General features: G+C 63.7%; 15 protein-coding genes. 10 read left to right on the top strand and 5 right to left on the bottom strand.

Annotated elements, in window-relative coordinates; genetic code table 11:
* The first annotated feature begins 2 nt into the window (after window positions 1-2).
* The 4 genes from KJQ96_RS16815 to ilvC all read left to right on the top strand — a co-directional run bounded on the left by KJQ96_RS16815 (window position 3) and on the right by ilvC (window position 3,368).
* Window positions 3-698: a class I SAM-dependent methyltransferase gene (locus tag KJQ96_RS16815; protein ID WP_213287710.1), complete on the top strand. Its 696-nt coding sequence runs from the start codon at window positions 3-5 to the stop codon at window positions 696-698.
* A gap of 4 nt (window positions 699-702) precedes the next feature.
* A complete protein-coding gene (locus KJQ96_RS16810) occupies window positions 703-1,593 on the top strand; it encodes an EamA family transporter (protein ID WP_213287709.1) in 891 nt (296 codons plus the stop codon).
* A 7-nt stretch (window positions 1,594-1,600) separates the two neighbouring features.
* On the top strand, window positions 1,601-2,203 hold the full coding sequence (locus tag KJQ96_RS16805; RefSeq protein ID WP_065749545.1) for a LysE family translocator: 603 nt from the start codon (window positions 1,601-1,603) through the stop codon (window positions 2,201-2,203).
* A gap of 145 nt (window positions 2,204-2,348) precedes the next feature.
* Entirely contained in the window at window positions 2,349-3,368 is a 1,020-nt protein-coding gene (ilvC, locus tag KJQ96_RS16800) for a ketol-acid reductoisomerase (RefSeq protein ID WP_213287708.1), read from the top strand.
* A 557-nt stretch (window positions 3,369-3,925) separates the two neighbouring features.
* Here ilvC and KJQ96_RS16795 read toward each other — a convergent pair.
* Window positions 3,926-4,381, bottom strand: a complete 456-nt coding sequence (locus tag KJQ96_RS16795) for a PaaI family thioesterase (protein ID WP_213287707.1) — start codon at window positions 4,379-4,381, stop codon at window positions 3,926-3,928.
* Window positions 4,382-4,481: 100 nt separating this feature from the next.
* Between KJQ96_RS16795 and KJQ96_RS16790 the strand changes: the two genes are divergently transcribed.
* A complete protein-coding gene (locus KJQ96_RS16790) occupies window positions 4,482-5,318 on the top strand; it encodes a LysR family transcriptional regulator (RefSeq protein WP_213287706.1) in 837 nt (278 codons plus the stop codon).
* Between the two features lie 61 nt (window positions 5,319-5,379).
* Here KJQ96_RS16790 and KJQ96_RS16785 read toward each other — a convergent pair whose 3' ends face one another.
* Window positions 5,380-6,486 (bottom strand): DUF2336 domain-containing protein, encoded by a 1,107-nt coding sequence (locus tag KJQ96_RS16785; RefSeq protein WP_213287705.1) that lies wholly within the window; start codon window positions 6,484-6,486, stop codon window positions 5,380-5,382.
* 455 nt (window positions 6,487-6,941) lie between these two features.
* Here KJQ96_RS16785 and KJQ96_RS16780 point away from each other — a divergent pair, with 455 nt between their 5' ends.
* Together KJQ96_RS16780 and KJQ96_RS16775 are read left to right on the top strand one after the other, a co-directional pair.
* On the top strand, window positions 6,942-7,793 hold the full coding sequence (locus KJQ96_RS16780) for an SDR family oxidoreductase (RefSeq protein WP_213287704.1): 852 nt from the start codon (window positions 6,942-6,944) through the stop codon (window positions 7,791-7,793).
* 19 nt (window positions 7,794-7,812) lie between these two features.
* Window positions 7,813-8,052, top strand: a complete 240-nt coding sequence (locus KJQ96_RS16775) for a hypothetical protein (protein WP_213287703.1) — start codon at window positions 7,813-7,815, stop codon at window positions 8,050-8,052.
* Here KJQ96_RS16775 and KJQ96_RS16770 read toward each other — a convergent pair.
* The gene (locus tag KJQ96_RS16770) at window positions 8,049-8,663 is read right to left on the bottom strand and encodes a hypothetical protein (RefSeq protein ID WP_213287702.1); all 615 of its coding nucleotides are present in this window, start codon (window positions 8,661-8,663) and stop codon (window positions 8,049-8,051) included. The genes KJQ96_RS16775 and KJQ96_RS16770 overlap by 4 nt on opposite strands.
* Window positions 8,664-8,773: 110 nt before the next feature.
* Here KJQ96_RS16770 and KJQ96_RS16765 point away from each other — a divergent pair, with 110 nt between their 5' ends.
* From KJQ96_RS16765 to KJQ96_RS16755, 3 genes are all read left to right on the top strand, one after another.
* A complete protein-coding gene (locus KJQ96_RS16765) occupies window positions 8,774-9,463 on the top strand; it encodes a TetR/AcrR family transcriptional regulator (RefSeq protein ID WP_213287701.1) in 690 nt (229 codons plus the stop codon).
* Between the two features lie 274 nt (window positions 9,464-9,737).
* Window positions 9,738-11,447: a sulfatase-like hydrolase/transferase gene (locus KJQ96_RS16760; protein WP_213287700.1), complete on the top strand. Its 1,710-nt coding sequence runs from the start codon at window positions 9,738-9,740 to the stop codon at window positions 11,445-11,447.
* Window positions 11,448-11,480: 33 nt separating this feature from the next.
* A complete protein-coding gene (locus KJQ96_RS16755; protein WP_249734138.1) occupies window positions 11,481-13,211 on the top strand; it encodes a sulfatase-like hydrolase/transferase in 1,731 nt (576 codons plus the stop codon).
* 149 nt (window positions 13,212-13,360) lie between these two features.
* On the opposite strand, the gene KJQ96_RS16750 is transcribed toward KJQ96_RS16755, so the two are convergent.
* Together KJQ96_RS16750 and KJQ96_RS16745 are read right to left on the bottom strand one after the other, a co-directional pair.
* Window positions 13,361-14,920 carry an ABC transporter permease/substrate-binding protein gene (locus KJQ96_RS16750; RefSeq protein WP_213287698.1) on the bottom strand — a complete coding sequence of 520 codons (1,560 nt, stop codon included), beginning with the start codon at window positions 14,918-14,920 and terminating at the stop codon, window positions 13,361-13,363.
* On the bottom strand, window positions 14,917-15,705 hold the full coding sequence (locus KJQ96_RS16745; RefSeq protein ID WP_213287697.1) for an ATP-binding cassette domain-containing protein: 789 nt from the start codon (window positions 15,703-15,705) through the stop codon (window positions 14,917-14,919). The genes KJQ96_RS16750 and KJQ96_RS16745 overlap by 4 nt, the downstream gene beginning before the upstream one ends.
* Window positions 15,706-15,713: the final 8 nt, after the last annotated feature.

Here is a 15,713-nt window from a genome sequence, read left to right as displayed (position 1 = left end):
ACATGCTGGCGCGTGACTGGTATTACACTCAAAGGCGGCGACTCGGGCTCGATTCGGCGGTCGCCTCGATCTACGACCGGCATGACGACAGCGACGAGCGCGCACGGGCCGCGCTTACCATGCTCGGCGTGCAGCGCGGCTGGCGCGTGGCCGATATCGGTTGTGGCAACGGTGTACTGGCCTGCGAAGCGGCGTTGATGGGGGCCGAGGTCGACGCAATAGATATTTCGCCGGCGATGCTGGCGCTCGCCAATATCCAGGCCCGCGACCGCAAGGTTGCGATCCGCACCCAGCCGGCAGGCCTGTTGAGCTTTGCCTACCAGCCCAATTCCTACGACCTGATCGTCAGCGAATTCACGCTGCACCACCTGCCGGATTTCTGGAAGGCGGTGGCGCTGGCAAGGATCTATGCCGCGCTGAAGCCCGGCGCGAATTTCTACCTGCGCGACATCGTGTTCGTCAGCATGCCCGACGGCACTGAGCGCGATATCGAGCAGTGGGCCGATTTCACCATCAAGAACCACGATTTCCAGCGCGAAGGCGTGGTCACCCATATGCGTGACGAGTACTCGACCTTCGGCTGGGTGATCGAACGCATGCTGACCGATATCGGCTTCACGCTGGAATCGGTCGACTACCACGCGCCGCTGCACGGCACTTATATCCTGCGCAAACCAAAGCCGGATCAACAGAGCTAAAAAAATGAAACCGGCCGATGTTTGCATCGCCGTGCTGGTGGCGGTGATCTGGGGGCTTGCTTTCGTGGCCAGCCGGATCGCGCTCGACGAGTTTTCGCCGGAATTGATGACGACGCTGCGCTTTTCCATCGCGGCCTTGCCCTGCCTGTTCGTGGCGCGGCCCAAGGTTTCCTGGACGGTGCTGGTCGCGATCAGCTTCACGCTGTTCCTCGGCCAGTTTCTCGCCCAGGCCTTTGCCATTGCGCGCGGCGTTCCGGTCGGTCTCTCCAGCGTGATCGTGCAGAGCCAGGCGCTGTTCACGATCGGCTTTGCCGCGCTGTTGTTTCGCGAGCGGCCGAGCGCGGGGCAGACGGTCGGCATTGCTATCGCCACCGCAGGCCTGCTGATGATCTGCGGCACCGTCGGCTACGATTTCAGCGTCAGCGCCTTCGCGATCTTGATGATCTCGCCGCTCAGCTTCGCGGCCGGCAACCTGCTGCTGCGGCATGCGCAGGGCGTGCCGATGTTCGACCTGTTCGCGTGGCTGTGTCTGGTTGCGGCAGTTCCGCTGTTTGCGCTGACGCTGGTCAGCAACGGCCCGCAGCCGACCTGGTATGCGCTGACCCACATGTCCCTCACCGGCTTGCTGTGCATGATTGGCCTCGGCGGCGTCTCCACCAGCATCGCCTATTGGTTGTGGGGCCGGCTGCTGCGGGATTATCCGGCGGCGCAGGTTGTGCCGTTCGCGCTGTTGGTGCCGTTCGTCGGTTCCGCTGCATCGACCGTCGTGTTCGGCGAAACTTTTGGGCCGCTACGGCTTGCCGGCATGGTCACCGTAGTCGGCGGCATCGCCGTCATGCTGCTGTCCAAACCTACCAAGGCTTCAGAAAAACAAGTTCTGCCAAAGATCGCATGAGGCCCCCATGTCGCAATCCCTGCTGATCGCCTTCATCATGTTCGCCACTGTGATGTTCTTCACGCCGGGGCCGAACAACATCATGCTGCTGTCGTCGGGGCTCACCTACGGCTTCCGCCCGACCATCCCGCACATCATGGGAATCACGGTCGGTTTTGCCTTCATGGTCGGCGCGGTCGGTCTCGGGCTCGGGACCATCTTCATCGCCTATCCGGTGCTGCAGACTATCCTGAAATATGCCGGCGTGGCCTACCTGATCTATCTGGCCTGGGCGATTGCGATGTCCGAGCCGCCGTCCGCCGATCAGGACAGCCGGGGTCGTCCGATGACGTTCTGGGGCGCGGCGATGTTCCAGTGGGTCAACGCCAAGGGCTGGGTCATGGTAATCGGCACCATCACCGCCTATGCGGCGATCGCCGCCTATCCCTGGAATATCGCGATCCAGGTCGGCTTAAGCCTGCTCCTGGGTATCCTGTCCTGCACCGCCTGGGCTCTGTTCGGCACCGCCCTGCGGCCGATCCTGACCTCCCGCCGGGCGGTGCGCGCCTTCAATATCGTGATGGCAGTGCTGCTCCTAGCCTCGCTCTATCCGGTCTTCATGGACGCATGATGCCGCAGCGGGCCATGCATAAACGGGTTTCCCCTTCGAGTGAAAATGCTCTAGACAACGCCGGAAATTCGCGGGCGACCGGCGGTCCCACCTGTCCAAACGCCTGATTAACCGGCCGTTTTGGCCATCGATTGAGGAAACGACCATGCGTGTTTATTACGATCGCGACGCCGACCTGAACCTGATCAAGGGCAAAAAGGTCGTCATCGTCGGCTATGGCAGCCAGGGCCACGCCCATGCGCTGAACCTGAAGGACTCCGGCGTCAAGGAAGTGGCGATTGCGCTGCGCAAGGGCTCGGCCTCGGCCAAGAAGGCGGAAGCCGCCGGCTTCAAGGTGATGGAAGTCGCCGAGGCCGCGAAATGGGCCGACCTCGTCATGATGCTGACCCCGGACGAACTGCAGGGCGACATCTACCGCGAGCACCTGCACGACAACATGAAGAAGGGCGCGGCGCTGGTATTTGCGCACGGTCTCAACGTCCATTTCAACCTGCTCGATCCCCGCGCCGACCTCGACGTGCTGATGATCGCCCCGAAGGGCCCCGGCCATACCGTGCGCTCGGAATATCAGCGCGGTGGCGGCGTGCCCTGCCTGATCGCGATCGCCAAGGACGTCTCCGGCAATGCCCATGACCTGGGCTTGAGCTATGCCTCGGCGATCGGCGGCGGCCGCGCCGGCATCATCGAGACCACCTTCAAGGAAGAGTGCGAGACCGACTTGTTCGGCGAGCAGGTGGTGCTCTGCGGCGGCCTGGTCGAACTGATCAAGGGCGGCTACGAGACGCTGGTCGAAGCCGGCTACGCGCCGGAGATGGCCTATTTCGAGTGTCTGCACGAGGTGAAGCTGATCGTCGACCTGATCTATGAAGGCGGCATCGCCAACATGAACTACTCGATCTCCAACACCGCCGAGTACGGCGAATACGTCACCGGCCCGCGCATCGTCACTGACGAGACGAAGAAGGAGATGAAGCGGGTGCTCAACGACATCCAGTCCGGCAAGTTCGCCCGCGACTGGATGCTGGAGAACAAGGTCAACCAGACCTCGTTCAAGGCGACCCGCGCCAAGCTCGCCCAGCATCCGATCGAGGAAGTCGGCGCCAAGCTCCGCGATATGATGCCGTGGATCAAGAAGGGCGCGCTGGTCGACAAGACCAAGAACTGAGGCGCAGACGATCGTGTAGGGTGGGCAGAGCGCAGCGTGCCACCACTTATAGTGACTTCCGTGGAGAGATGGTGGGCACAGCGCAAAGAGCGCCTATTCCCACCCTACGGCGCTGCACCGCGTCCGGGACACGACAGCATTCAGTGGCAGGTTCGATGCGTTACCAGCATACCAATCTTTAAGCCTTACTCGGTATATCCGGCGAGATCGCACAAACGGTCTCGCCGTTTCTTCGAAGGATTACAGCTTCAAGCACATTCTTCATCCCGCCACGCCAGCGACCCAAACGAAGAACTGACGCTTCATGCACATTCTTGGGTGGGAGGCAGTTCAACGATTACGTCAGCGACGGAAAGATGAGCGTTCACCGAGTCAAAACTCGGTTGCTTAATGTGCATTCTCGTTCGTCAAACGAGATCCATCTTCGTTGGTAGCAGGCCAAGCATCGATCTTCATCATGCCGGCACCTCAAATGCCGGATCACCAAGCCTCGCGTCGCCTCGGCAACACGCGTTCCGTCTCCGGAACCTGCCGCACTCTCCGGCATTGTGTGGCTTTTATTTGGCGGGAAAGTCGACGCCGCGAAGCGTCACGATCGCCACCGCACACGGTGTCTCCGTCCCGTCGGACAGCGACGCCACGTCGACATGCGCCACGCCAATCGTGCTTCCGACCTGGATTGCGCGGGCGCGCGCGATGAGTGATTCCCCCTTTGCCGGAGCCAGATAGCTGACCTGGAGGTTTACGGTCACCGCGAACCGGCCAGGCGGCATGGCCGTGGTGACGGCCCCGCCACCGGCATGGTCCGCCAGCCCGGCGATGACGCCGCCATGAAAGAAGCCGTTCGCCTGCACGAGACCGTCGCTTTTCGCGAGCGACATCACGACATGGCCGGGTTCAGCGTGCTCGACCCTGGTGCCGACGGCCTTGGTATAACCGGGCGCATAGGTGACCCGTTCGACCAGTTCGCGGATCGCATCGTGCGCAGACATCTGCGGTTTCGGATGATCCATCGGTCTCTCCCGGCTCCATTGACGGGCGCCATGCTCGGACCAGCGCGAGGCTTAGGCAATCACGATTGCTCCGATATCGAGCTATAGGTATCGTCTATGGATGGATTTCAAGCAGATCAGGTATTTCGTGGCTGTCGCCGAAGCGGGCAGCTTCAGCGCCGGCGCGCGCCGGGCGTTCGTCACGCAGCCGACGCTGTCGGCCGCGATAGCTTCCCTCGAGGCCGAGCTGGGATTCGCACTGCTGGAGCGTCATGCGCGTGGCGTGAGGCTCACGCCGAGGGGCGAAGAGGTACTGGAGACCTCGCGGTCGATTTTGCGTCAGGCTGAACGGCTCAAGGCGGCGTCCGGCGGCAGGCCGTCGGGCAGGCCGCTGCGGCTTGCGATTCTGCCGACGATTGCTCCGGCATTCGTGGCGCAATGCATTGAGCGGTTGCGGGCAATCGAGCCGGGGCGATCGTGGCGGACCGAAGATGCGACGCTTGCCAAGCTGCGGCAGCGGCTTGCCAATGGCCGTTACGATGTCGTCCTGACGGCGCTCGGATCGGCCGCACGCGGCCACCGGCAGTTGGAATTGGCGGCGGATCGGCAGGCGCTGGCCGTTTCGGCGCGTTCATTTCCGCGCGGGCCAGTCTCGCCTGAGATACTGGCGGGCCAGCCCCTGATCGTGCGCATACACTGCGAGCAATTGCAGTCGGCGTCGCGCATTCTCGATGCCTGGAAGGTGCGGCCGAAGGTCGTCGCCCAGACGGACAGCGATGCGCGGGCGCTCGCGATGGTGGCGGCGGGTCTCGGCTTCTGTCTGATGCCGGATAGTTTCGAGCACCCAGAGGTGCGGATGCTTCGCCCCGAGGGTGTCGATCTACCCCGGCGGCTCGGCTTTGAATGGGTCCGGGGCGGCGCCGATGGTTGGCTGGATCGCGCGCTGGATGGCCGGTGACCGGTTCCGGACCGTGTGCGCGCCGTGACCACGGCGCACAGGCAAGACCCAATTCGACCGCTCAATTCGTCCGGATGATTGGCTCTTTCTCGATCTTGTTGTGCAACTGCCAGAAGCGGACGGTGCGCTGAGCCGTCTCCATCGACAGCTTGCGGAAATCGCGTTGCGCGATCTCCAGCGTCTGCTCGCTGATCGGAGGCTTGACCGGCCGGTTGCGCAAGATCGACTCGACCGTCGGCCAGTTCAGCCGCGCTGAGCGGCAGGGAATCAGGATCAGGTCGGCCCGCGGCCCTTCCATCAGCTTCGCCGTCATCTCGATCGGCATGTCGTTGAGGACGGCAAGCGCGACCGTCACTTCGTCGAACTTGTTCGTTTCAGCGAATTTGTACACCGCCGCGTCATCGAGCTCGTTCAGCCCCTTCATCAGCTTCACGAGTTCCTCGGCGACTCCGAAGCTCCGGCTCGGTGGCGGGGCCTCGCGGGCGACCTCGTTCAGGACCCGCTTGATCTCTTCCTGGAGCGCGGGCGGCGCGATGGCCAGCAGGCGGGCGCGGACCGCTTCCTTGGCGCGACGCAGCAGATCGCGCATGCAGTTTGGCGGCAGATCGCCGCGAAGGCCGAGGATCTCGACCAGTTCGTCGTCGGCTGAGGCGCGGGCGACGATGTTGGAATAGCCTGCATCGGAAAACTGCGCACCGGCATTGTTGGCGAGTTTGCGGATCACCTGGTCTTCGCCGCGATCGACGATGACATCGGTCACGACGGCGGGCAGGCTTGTCCGGCCGGAAATGGCGAGCAGGTGATCCTGTCCCTTGCTGCTGGCGATCTTGACCAGCACATCGGTCCCGAGCCGGCTGGAATGGGCGAGCACGCTGCCGGCGACCTCGATCTCGTCGTCCCAGGCGAGATGCTGGATGACTTCGAACGGGGCGTAGTCGAGCGGCGCCAGCCGCTTGGAAAGTTCGGCCTTCGCCCGCGTCTCGACACGCGCGATCAGGAGGCAGAGCACGTCGTCGAAGACCTTGACCTGGTCGTCGCTAAGGCGTTCTCCGTCATGGAGGAAGAGATCGGTGACCTGCCGCAGGGTCTCCACCCGCTTGGCGGATGAACCGCCTCTGACGGCATCTTCAAGTTCGGCAATGATCGAGTGCGCCGGCTGTTGCACCATTGTGGGCAGCCTGTCTGTTGTTGAAGGGTTCGCGCCCACAATGGCCAACCGAGCCTTACACCTGCGTTAAAGGCGGGGACCCGGTAGAACACAGACCGACTGCATGTGAATCGGGCAATGCATCGGCCGAGGTTGTTGCGGACAGACGCACGTCGAAGCAGGCCGCACATTGCAAATTTTGCGTTCTGAATTGCTTTACCAATCCGATCGGGACGTATGCCGCGATTTCGCGCAATAAATCGCCGATGTCGAACCGATCGGCCATCTGCCGCGGCTTCCGGTACCCCGGTCCGGCTGCTATCCTCACCAAATCGTTCCCGGGAAGATTCGAATAGCAATCTGCCGAACAAGACGCCGTCAAGGCTGGCTGCACCCCGCGGAGGAAGCCCACGGAGCCGGCGCTTAAGCATTCCTTCACGACGAACTTCATTAAACTTCTTACAAGGGCTTAGGTCATGAGATCTGTTGTCATCACCGGCGCGTCCACAGGCATCGGTTGGGCCAGTGCGAAGCTCTTGCTCGACCGCGGCTTCCGCGTGTTCGGCAGCGTGCGCAAGCAGGCCGATGCCGACCGCCTCAGGAGCGAGTTCGGGACGAACTTCAAGCCGCTGACCTTCGATGTCACCGATGAAGCCGCGGTGCTGGCGGCGGCGCGCGAGGTCCGCACCGCCCTTGGCGGCGAAACGCTCGCCGGCCTCGTCAACAATGCCGGCATTGCGGTCGCAGGTCCCGTGCTCGAACTCGCCGCTGACGAATTCCGTCGCCAGATGGAGGTCAATTTCATCGGCCCGATCATTGCGACCCAGGCATTCGGGCCGCTGCTCGGCTCCGATCCGGCCCTGAAGGGGCCGAAGGGGCGGATCGTGATGATCTCCTCGGTCGCCGGCAAGAACGGCAATCCGCTGACCTCGGCCTATTCCGCCTCCAAGCACGCCATCGAGGGGCTGTCGGAGAGCCTGCGCCGCGAACTGATGTTGTTCGGGATCGACGTCATCGTCATCGCGCCGGGCGCGGTCAAGACGCCGATCTGGAGCAAGGCCGAGGAGGTTGACATCTCCGCCTACAAAAACTCGCCGTATTTCCCGGCGCTGCAGAAAATCCGCGCCTTCATGCTGCAACTCGGCGCGAACGGATTGCCGTCCGAGATGATCGCCGAGAAGGTGTTCGAGGCGTTGACGCGGCCCAGTCCCAAAGTGCGCTACGTCATCGCGCCCGATCCGATGCGGCAGTTCATGGCCGCCGTATTGCCCAAGCGCACGCTCGACAAGATCATCGCCAAGCGTCTCGGGCTGACGCCGCCGGGATGAGCAAAGGCACCAGCCACCAGTGACGGCAGGAAAGAGCAGAGCCGAGCTGACGCAGATCGCCGACGCGGCGCTTCGCAGCCAACCGGGATGCGAAACGGCGTCCGTCCCCGCCGTGCGCGCGCTTCCCAATGTCCGCGAGGGGCGGAACTGGGAAATCCCCAACGTCGTTCTCGGCGACAGCCTGATCAGCGACGTCGACCGCGCCGTCATGTCGGTGCACCGCCGTCTCGGACGGAAGTTTTACCTGAAGGACGACTAACCCGCCCGTGCCGGCGCCCGGGCACGCGGCGCCATCGCGATCATCCGCAGCGCGAACACGGCCACGAGCGGAATGAGGAACAGCGCATAGAGCGGCATGTCGGGAATCCGCTTGCCGAAAGACACCATGAACTGGAACAGCAGATAGTAGCCGCCCACGAGATGCAGCCGGCGCCAGGCACGTGCGCCGATCGCAGCGGCGGTGCGGTCGAACGAGGTCGCGGCCATCGCGACGATGAAGGCATAGCCGATGCCGCCGAAGATATAGGACGCGATCGAGGTCGCCGCCGCATAGCCTATCGGGTCCATCACGGCGAAGCAGGCAATTGCGACTGCGTGGATGGCGTGCGAGGCGGCAAAGCTGACGCCGAGATAACGGCGGTTGCGGCGCAGCCATCGCGTCCACGCGTTCGGCCATAACAGCGCCAGCGCGGCGGCCGAGAAGGCGAGGCAGAACAGCAACAGCGAGGTGCGCGCGGTGAAGCGGATCACCATGCGCACGCCGTCGACCTCGAAGCCGCGCATGCCGGCGATCCAGATACTCATGGCCAGCAGCGTCAGCGCGAGCAGGGCGAACAGCCGCCACCCTTCGAACCATTTTTGTGTCGGCATGTTTTGCTTCCCCGGCTGCTGATGTAATCACCAGTTACATTTACCCCGCGAATCAGGTCAAGCGTGTAATCAGTGCTTACACTCACGACCGGGTGATGGTAGGAGGGGGCATGCGTCCGTCGGGCAAGCCTTCCGCCGCAAAATCCCCCGCCACCAAGCCGCGCCGCAGCGCTGCGCGAGCGGCGGCGCCAAAACCCTACCACCACGGCGACCTCCGGCGCGTCCTGATCGACGCCGCGCTGCAACTGATTGGCGAGGGCGGGGCGGAGGCGGTCAGCGTCCGGGAGGCCGCCCGCCGGGCCGGCGTCTCGCCGGCGGCGCCGTTCCGGCATTTTCCGAGCCGCGACGCCCTGATCCAGGCGGTCGCGGAAGAGGCACAGCGGCGGTTTCGGGCCGAGATCGAGGCGGCGCTTGCCGCGGCACCGGCCGACGATCCGCTCGGCCGCTTTCGCTGCCTCGGGCTTGCGTACCTGCGCTGGGCGATGCGCAACCCGACCCATTTCGAAATCATTTCCAGCCGCCGCTTGTTCGACCACGACCAGGCGGCCGCCATCTCCAGCGACAATGCCGAATTGATTGCGCTGACGGAGCAGACGCTGGCCGAAGCCTTTGCGGCGGGCCAGCTCCGCAGCGCCGACCTCAAGCAGGTGCAGATCGCCGGGCGCGCGCTGGTCTATGGTTTTGCCCGGATGAATATCGATGGCCATTTTCCGCGCTGGGGCGTGGCCGGGGCCGAGGCCGAGCGGACCGCCGAGGCGGTGCTGGATCTTTTTATCGAGGGGATTGCGAAGTGGAGCTGACTCACTGCGTCATTCCGGGATGGTGCGTCAGCACCAGACCCGGAATCTCGAGCTTCCGGGTCTGGTCCTTCGGACCATCCCGGAATGACGGTGAACACTCCGGGCCGTCCCCGCATTCGCCCCGACGTAGTCCGGCCGAGGGCAAATTCATTGCCTGTTCATGACGATTCCACTACGTTTTTGTGACGCGGCTCAGGTTCCGGATGGGTCGTGCGTCTCCTGGTCGTCGCCAGCCAAGGCTTTGTATTGCGCCGGGTCATGTTGCGTTCCCCCCATGGCGCCCGCGCCAAATCCAGGGCCCTCCGCCGCCACCCTTGCTGCCGGCCTTGCCGCCATCGGCCTCGGACGCCTTTCGGCCGTTGCTGCGCCGCACATAGCGGCGCTGGCGATCCTGCTGCACACCGAAACCGATTTCGGCGGCCGCATGGGTTTTGCCCTGGCCTGGGGCATCCTGAACTTCCTTTTTGTTGCGCTGCTACGGCGTCCGGCGCTGTCGGGCGCGCTGTCGCTCACGCTGGTCGTGCTGCTGGTGCTGCTGTCGCGGCTCAAGCACGACGTCGTGCAGATGACCGCGAACTTCGTCGACCTGATGGTGATCGACCGCGACACCGCGGCGTATTTGTTCACGATCTTTCCGAACTTGCGCTGGAGCGTGGTCGGCGCATCCCTCGTCATCCTGCCGCTGATGTACGCGCTGTGGTGGCTCGATCCGTTCCGCATCCGCCGCCTGCCGGCCACGGCCGGCCTGCTGGCCTGTCTCGCAAGCCTGGCCGGTTATTCCGTCGTCTGGCCCGATGAAGCCTGGCGCGGCTATTACGACGATGGCTATCTCTCCAAATTCGCCCGCTCGGGCGTGACCGCGGTTTCCGACTTCGTCAATTACGGTTTTATGGAATCGGAAGCGGTGACCGCCGAGCGGCTGAAGGTGCCGCTGGTCGATTCCTGCCATGTGGCCGGTCGCCGCCCGCACATCATCATGATCCATGACGAGTCGAGCTTCGACATCCGCCAGGCCGCCGGCGTCAAGGTGCCGCCGGGCTATGGCAGCCATTTCAAGTCCTTTGACGGCCGCGAGCGCAAGTTCATGGCCGAGAGCAGCGGCGGCGCAAGCTGGATGGCCGAGTACAACGTGCTCGCCGGTCTGTCGTCGCGGTCGTTCGGCCGCTTCTCCTATTTCGTCACCCGCATCGCCTCAGGCCGGGTCGAGCGCGGATTGCCGCTGGCGCTGCGCCGCTGTGGCTACAGCACCATCTCGCTCTATCCGGCCTACGGCGCCTTCATGGGCGCGCGTGGCTTCCAGACCTCTACCGGCATCCAGCACTTCTATGACGCACGCGCGCTCGGCGCCAAGGGCATCGAGCCCGACAGCTTCTTCTACGACAAGGCCGTGAATCTGATCGCCGAGCAGCCGGTCAACACGCCGCTGTTCACCTTCGTCTATCTCGCCGCCAACCATTTCCCCTGGGAAACCAAATTCCGCCCCGACCTGCTGCCGTCCTGGCGCGCGCCCGGCAACGAGCCCGTGGTCGACGAATATCTGCGCCGCCAGACATTGAGCGCCGGGGATTATGCAGCGTTCGTCGCCAGCCTGAAAAAGAAGTTCCCGGCGCAGCCATTCCTGATCGTCCGCTACGGCGACCATCAGCCGGAGTTTTCCTCGAACCTGCTCGATCCCGGCCTGGATGAAGCCAGGGTAGCCCGCAAGTTCGATACCCACGACCCGCGCTACTTCACCACCTATTACGCGATCGACGCCGTCAACTTCGAGCCAGTGAAGAGTTCCGCGATCATGGACACGATCGACGCGCCCTATCTGCCGCTGGTGATCCAGGAGGCCGCCGGCATTCCGCTCGACCCCTCGTTCAAGGAGCAAAAGAACATCATGCTCCGCTGCAAGGGGGTATTCTATGCCTGCAAGGATGGCGCCGAGGCGCGCAGGTTCAACCGGTTATTGATCGACGCAGGATTTATCAAGGGCCTTTAGGGACGAGACATGTCAGCCGTTGCTGAACCCGGAATGAGCAAAGGCATCCGCGCAGGATCGCGCGGCGTCCGGTTCTTTGCTCTGGCCGGCGTGATCGTGGCGCTTCACCTGGCGGGGCTCGTGGTCCTGCTCACCAGCGAATACGGGCCGTTTGCGATCACGCTGGCCATGCTGGCGTGGGTTTTCGTGAACTGCTTCCTGCTGCTCGTGCTGCAGCGGCCCGGCATCTGTGCAGCGATTGCAGTGACCCTCATCGTGATCCTGATCGAGCTGTCACGCTTCAAATTCGGCATCCTGCAGCTCACCCTGACGTTCCTCGACTTCCTGATCATCGACCGTGATACGTTTTCGTTTCTGCTCTCGGTGTTTCCGCGATTGCAGACCCAGTTGATCGTGGCGGGGATCATTGCCCTGCCGCTGTTGTGGCTGGTCTGGCGTTTCGATCCGTTCCGGGTGCGGCGCCGCCTGGCGTTGATCGGTCTGGCCGCGAGCATTGCGTCGATATCGGCGATGTCGGTCGCATGGCCCGAGCAGCCGTGGGAACCGTTCCAGGGCATCAACCACATTTCCAATCTCGCGCGCTCGGGCGTGGTGGCGGTGTCGCGGCTGGCTTCGACGGGATGGATCGACGCCGATCCGCCGGCAAATGCCCCGCTTCGCCTCGCACGGGAAGCGCACGCCGCCGGCCGTTCGGCGCTGCCGCCTGACGCTGCCTGTGATGCCGACGCAAGGCGGCCGCACATTATCATGCTGCTCGACGAGTCGAGCTTCGACGTCAGGTCCGCGCCAGGCATCAAGGTGCCGGCGGGATACGCCGACTACTTCAAGTCCATCGACGGCAAGCAGCGCACCATGATGGCGGAGGCAACCGGCGGTCCGACCTGGTACACCGAGTTCAACGTGCTGACGGGCCTCTCGGCGCGATCGTTCGGCGATCTCAAGTTCTACGTGACGAGGATAACCGCGGGTCGCGTGACCCGTGGACTGCCACAGGCGCTGCGGAACTGCGGGTACAAGACCTTCTCGCTCTATCCGACCTATGGCAACTTCCTTGGCGCGCGCACCTTCCAGAAGGGAGCCGGCGTCGGCCATTTCGTCGACATGGCGGATATGGGCGTGAACCAGGACATGCAGCCCGACAAGTTCTATTTCGATCAGGCGCTAAAGGTGTTTGCGCGCGAGCAGCCTCAGCAGGCGCCAATCTTCATGTTCGTCTACCTCACGGCCAACCATTTTCCCTGGACCGACGTCTACCGGCCCGATCTGACGCCGCCGGGCTGGACGCCGCCGGGCAACACGGCGGAGGTCGATGAATACATTCGCCGTCAGACCATGACGGCCAACGACTATCGCGAATTCACCGCGCGGCTGAAGCGCGACTATCCGGACCAGCCATTCCTGGTGCTGCGTTTCGGCGATCACCAGCCGGCGATCTCGCAAAAGATGCTGGAGCCCGGGATCGATCAGGCGACGCTGGCGAAACGGGTGATGGCCGCCGATCCACGCTACTTCTCTACCTACTATGCCATCGACGGCATCAACTACCAGCCGCGCAACCTGTCATCGGCGCTCGAAACGCTCGACGCGGCGTACATCCCCCTCGTGCTGCAGGAAGCCGCCGGCATCCCGCTTGATCCGACCTTTGCAGAGCAGAAGAGCATCATGCTCCGCTGCAAGGGAGCCTTCTATGACTGCAGGAAAGGCGCGGAGGCGCGCCGGTTCAACCGGCTTCTGATCGACGCCGGCATGATCAAGGGGCTTTGAAGCTCTCTCCGTTATGCGCGATCTCGTAGGGTGGGCAAAGCGAAGCGTGCCCACCATCTATTCGCCGAACGAACCCTTGATGTCGCGCAAATCGCCATCCCAATCCTCGGCGAGCAACCCCCGTTGCACACAGCAATGATGGTGGGGCCTCACCGCTTCCCCACCTTCGCCCACAGCCACTGCGCTACCGCATCCGGCGAGCTCGCGGCATCGTTGCCGGATGCGCGCAAGTTTGCCTCGCGCATGGTGGCGATGTCGATCTTGCCGAGCAGCGGGGCCAGTGTCTTGCGCAAGGCCTCGTCATTGGTGCGCTTTGGCGCGAGCAGCACGATCGCATCATAGGGCGGGATTGCGTGCTTGGGATCGCCGAGCGTCACCAGATCGTACTTCGCGATCAGCCCGTCGCTGGTGTAGCCGGCGATGACGTCGACTTCGCCGGAGGCGACCGCCGCATACATGAAGTCCGGCTGCATCTGACGTTGGCCGCGGAACGACAGGCCGTAGGCCCTGCGAAGCGCGGCCCATTCGGGGCGCGAGAAGAATTCATAGTCGCCGGCGATCGACATGTTCGCCGCGCGCGAGGCGAGATCAGCGACGGTGCGGATACCCAACTGCTCGGCGCGTTTGCGCGGCATCACCAGCGCATAGGCGTTCTCGAAACCGAGCTCGCCGAGCAGTGTGATGTTCTGCTTCGCTAGTATCGTCTTCAGCTCGGCCAAGAGCTCCTGACGCGGCTTGATGTCAGTGCGGTGAAACTGGTTGGCCCACAGCGTGCCGGAATAGTCGATGTAGAAGTCTATATCATCAGCCGCCAGCGCTTCGAAGATCACGTTGGAGCCGAGACCTTCGCGCGTAGTTGCCGAAAGCCCAGCCTCCTTCAGCCGCTGCACCATCAAGGCCGACAGGACATACTGCTCGGCAAAAGTCTTGGCTCCGATGATGTAGTTCGTCTGCGGCCGCACCAGGTTAGGCGTCAGCGTAGCAACGACGAGCGCCGCAATGCCGACGCTGCCCAGTGTCGCGCGAAAACGGCTGCGGTTGCGCAAGCCGTTTTCGATCAGCGCCAGCAACTGATCGACCAGCAGCGCCAGCACGGCGGCGGCAACGCAGCCGAACAGCACGAACACCCAGTTCTGGGTCTGCAGCCCTGCAAAGATGTAATTGCCGAGGCTGGTCTGGCCGATCGGCGTTGACAGCGTCGCGGTGCCGATCACCCAGACGGCCGAAGTTCGGATGCCTGCCATCATCACCGGCAGCGCCAGCGGCAATTCCACCGTGAACAGCGATTGCCGCGGCGTCATGCCGACGCCCTGCGCCGCTTCCAGGATTGCAGCGTCGACGCCCTGCAGCCCGGTGATGGTGTTGCGCAGCACCGGTAGCATCGAATAAAGCGCCAGCGCCAGCACCGCGGGCAAAAATCCGAACGCGGAAAAACTGACGCCGAACCATGACAGCGACAACGCCGCGAGCGCCAGGAGCAGCGGATAGAATAGCGCCAGCAGCGCCAGCCCCGGCACCGTCTGCACGATGCTGGCAAGCCCGAGCAGCGCGCCGCGCATCACCGGCCGATGGCGTGCGATGATCGCGAGAGGCAGGCTGACAAGCAACCCCAGCGCCAGCGCGGCGACGCTGACGCGGACGTGGTTGCCGAGATAATCGGGCAAATGGCCCAACGCCTCGCCCCAGCGCGGATCGGCGAAGATGCTCATGCCGCACCCTCGCGAGGAAGCAATGCGCTCAGCCGCTCGGTCTGCCGCCGTGGCGTGCGCAAGAGTTCGCCGACGTAAGCGTCGTCGGATTTGGAAAGCTCTGATGGCGTGCCCTGCGCCAACAGCCGCCCGTCGCACATGATCGCGATGCGGTCGGCGAGCAGGATCGCTTCCGTCATGTCATGGGTGATCATGATGGTGGTCAGGCCAAGTTTCTTGTGCAACTCGCGAAAATCGTCGCCGAGCGCGTCGCGGGTTAACGGGTCGAGCGCGCCGAACGGCTCATCCATCAGCATGATGCGCGGGCGTGCGGCGAGCGCCCGCGCCACGCCGACGCGCTGGCGCTGGCCGCCGGAGAGTTCATGCGGCAGCCGGTCGCGATATGGCGTGCGGTCGAGCCTGACAAGGTCGAGCAGTTCATCCACCCGCACGGAAATATCGGCGGGCCGCGTGCCAAGCAGCTTTGGCGTGATGCCGATATTGCCGGCGACGGTCAGATGCGGAAACAGCCCGCCGCTCTGAAAGACATAGCCGATCCGCCGCCGCAACAGGATCGGATCGACGTTGCGGACATCCTCGCCTTCGACCGTGATGGTGCCAGAGTCAGCCTCGATCAGGCGATTGGAGAGCCGCAATAGCGTGGTCTTGCCCGAGCCGGAGCCACCGACGATGGCGAGGAGTTCGCCCTCGGCGACGTCGAGCGAGACGTCGTCGACGGCCACCACGCGGCCGGCGTCGAACGTCTTGACGACATGCGCATAGGCGATCAGTGGCATTGCGGGCATTCGGCGCG

Source organism: Bradyrhizobium sp. sGM-13 (genome assembly GCF_018398875.1).
GTDB lineage: Bacteria > Pseudomonadota > Alphaproteobacteria > Rhizobiales > Xanthobacteraceae > Bradyrhizobium.
Note: the sequence above shows the minus strand (reverse complement) of the source record. Positions and strands in the feature narration are given on the sequence as shown.

What these genes read in the sequence shown, in the direction of transcription:
- KJQ96_RS16815 (WP_213287710.1), top strand. Translation starts at nt 3, where the DNA reads ATGCTGGCGCGTGACTGGTATTACACTCAAAGGCGGCGACTCGGGCTC.
- KJQ96_RS16810 (WP_213287709.1), top strand. Translation starts at nt 703, where the DNA reads ATGAAACCGGCCGATGTTTGCATCGCCGTGCTGGTGGCGGTGATCTGG.
- KJQ96_RS16805 (WP_065749545.1), top strand. Translation starts at nt 1,601, where the DNA reads ATGTCGCAATCCCTGCTGATCGCCTTCATCATGTTCGCCACTGTGATG.
- ilvC (WP_213287708.1), top strand. Translation starts at nt 2,349, where the DNA reads ATGCGTGTTTATTACGATCGCGACGCCGACCTGAACCTGATCAAGGGC.
- KJQ96_RS16795 (WP_213287707.1), bottom strand. Translation starts at nt 4,381, where the DNA reads ATGGATCATCCGAAACCGCAGATGTCTGCGCACGATGCGATCCGCGAA.
- KJQ96_RS16790 (WP_213287706.1), top strand. Translation starts at nt 4,482, where the DNA reads ATGGATTTCAAGCAGATCAGGTATTTCGTGGCTGTCGCCGAAGCGGGC.
- KJQ96_RS16785 (WP_213287705.1), bottom strand. Translation starts at nt 6,486, where the DNA reads ATGGTGCAACAGCCGGCGCACTCGATCATTGCCGAACTTGAAGATGCC.
- KJQ96_RS16780 (WP_213287704.1), top strand. Translation starts at nt 6,942, where the DNA reads ATGAGATCTGTTGTCATCACCGGCGCGTCCACAGGCATCGGTTGGGCC.
- KJQ96_RS16770 (WP_213287702.1), bottom strand. Translation starts at nt 8,663, where the DNA reads ATGCCGACACAAAAATGGTTCGAAGGGTGGCGGCTGTTCGCCCTGCTC.
- KJQ96_RS16765 (WP_213287701.1), top strand. Translation starts at nt 8,774, where the DNA reads ATGCGTCCGTCGGGCAAGCCTTCCGCCGCAAAATCCCCCGCCACCAAG.
- KJQ96_RS16760 (WP_213287700.1), top strand. Translation starts at nt 9,738, where the DNA reads ATGGCGCCCGCGCCAAATCCAGGGCCCTCCGCCGCCACCCTTGCTGCC.
- KJQ96_RS16755 (WP_249734138.1), top strand. Translation starts at nt 11,481, where the DNA reads ATGAGCAAAGGCATCCGCGCAGGATCGCGCGGCGTCCGGTTCTTTGCT.
- KJQ96_RS16750 (WP_213287698.1), bottom strand. Translation starts at nt 14,920, where the DNA reads ATGAGCATCTTCGCCGATCCGCGCTGGGGCGAGGCGTTGGGCCATTTG.
- KJQ96_RS16745 (WP_213287697.1), bottom strand. Translation starts at nt 15,705, where the DNA reads ATGCCCGCAATGCCACTGATCGCCTATGCGCATGTCGTCAAGACGTTC.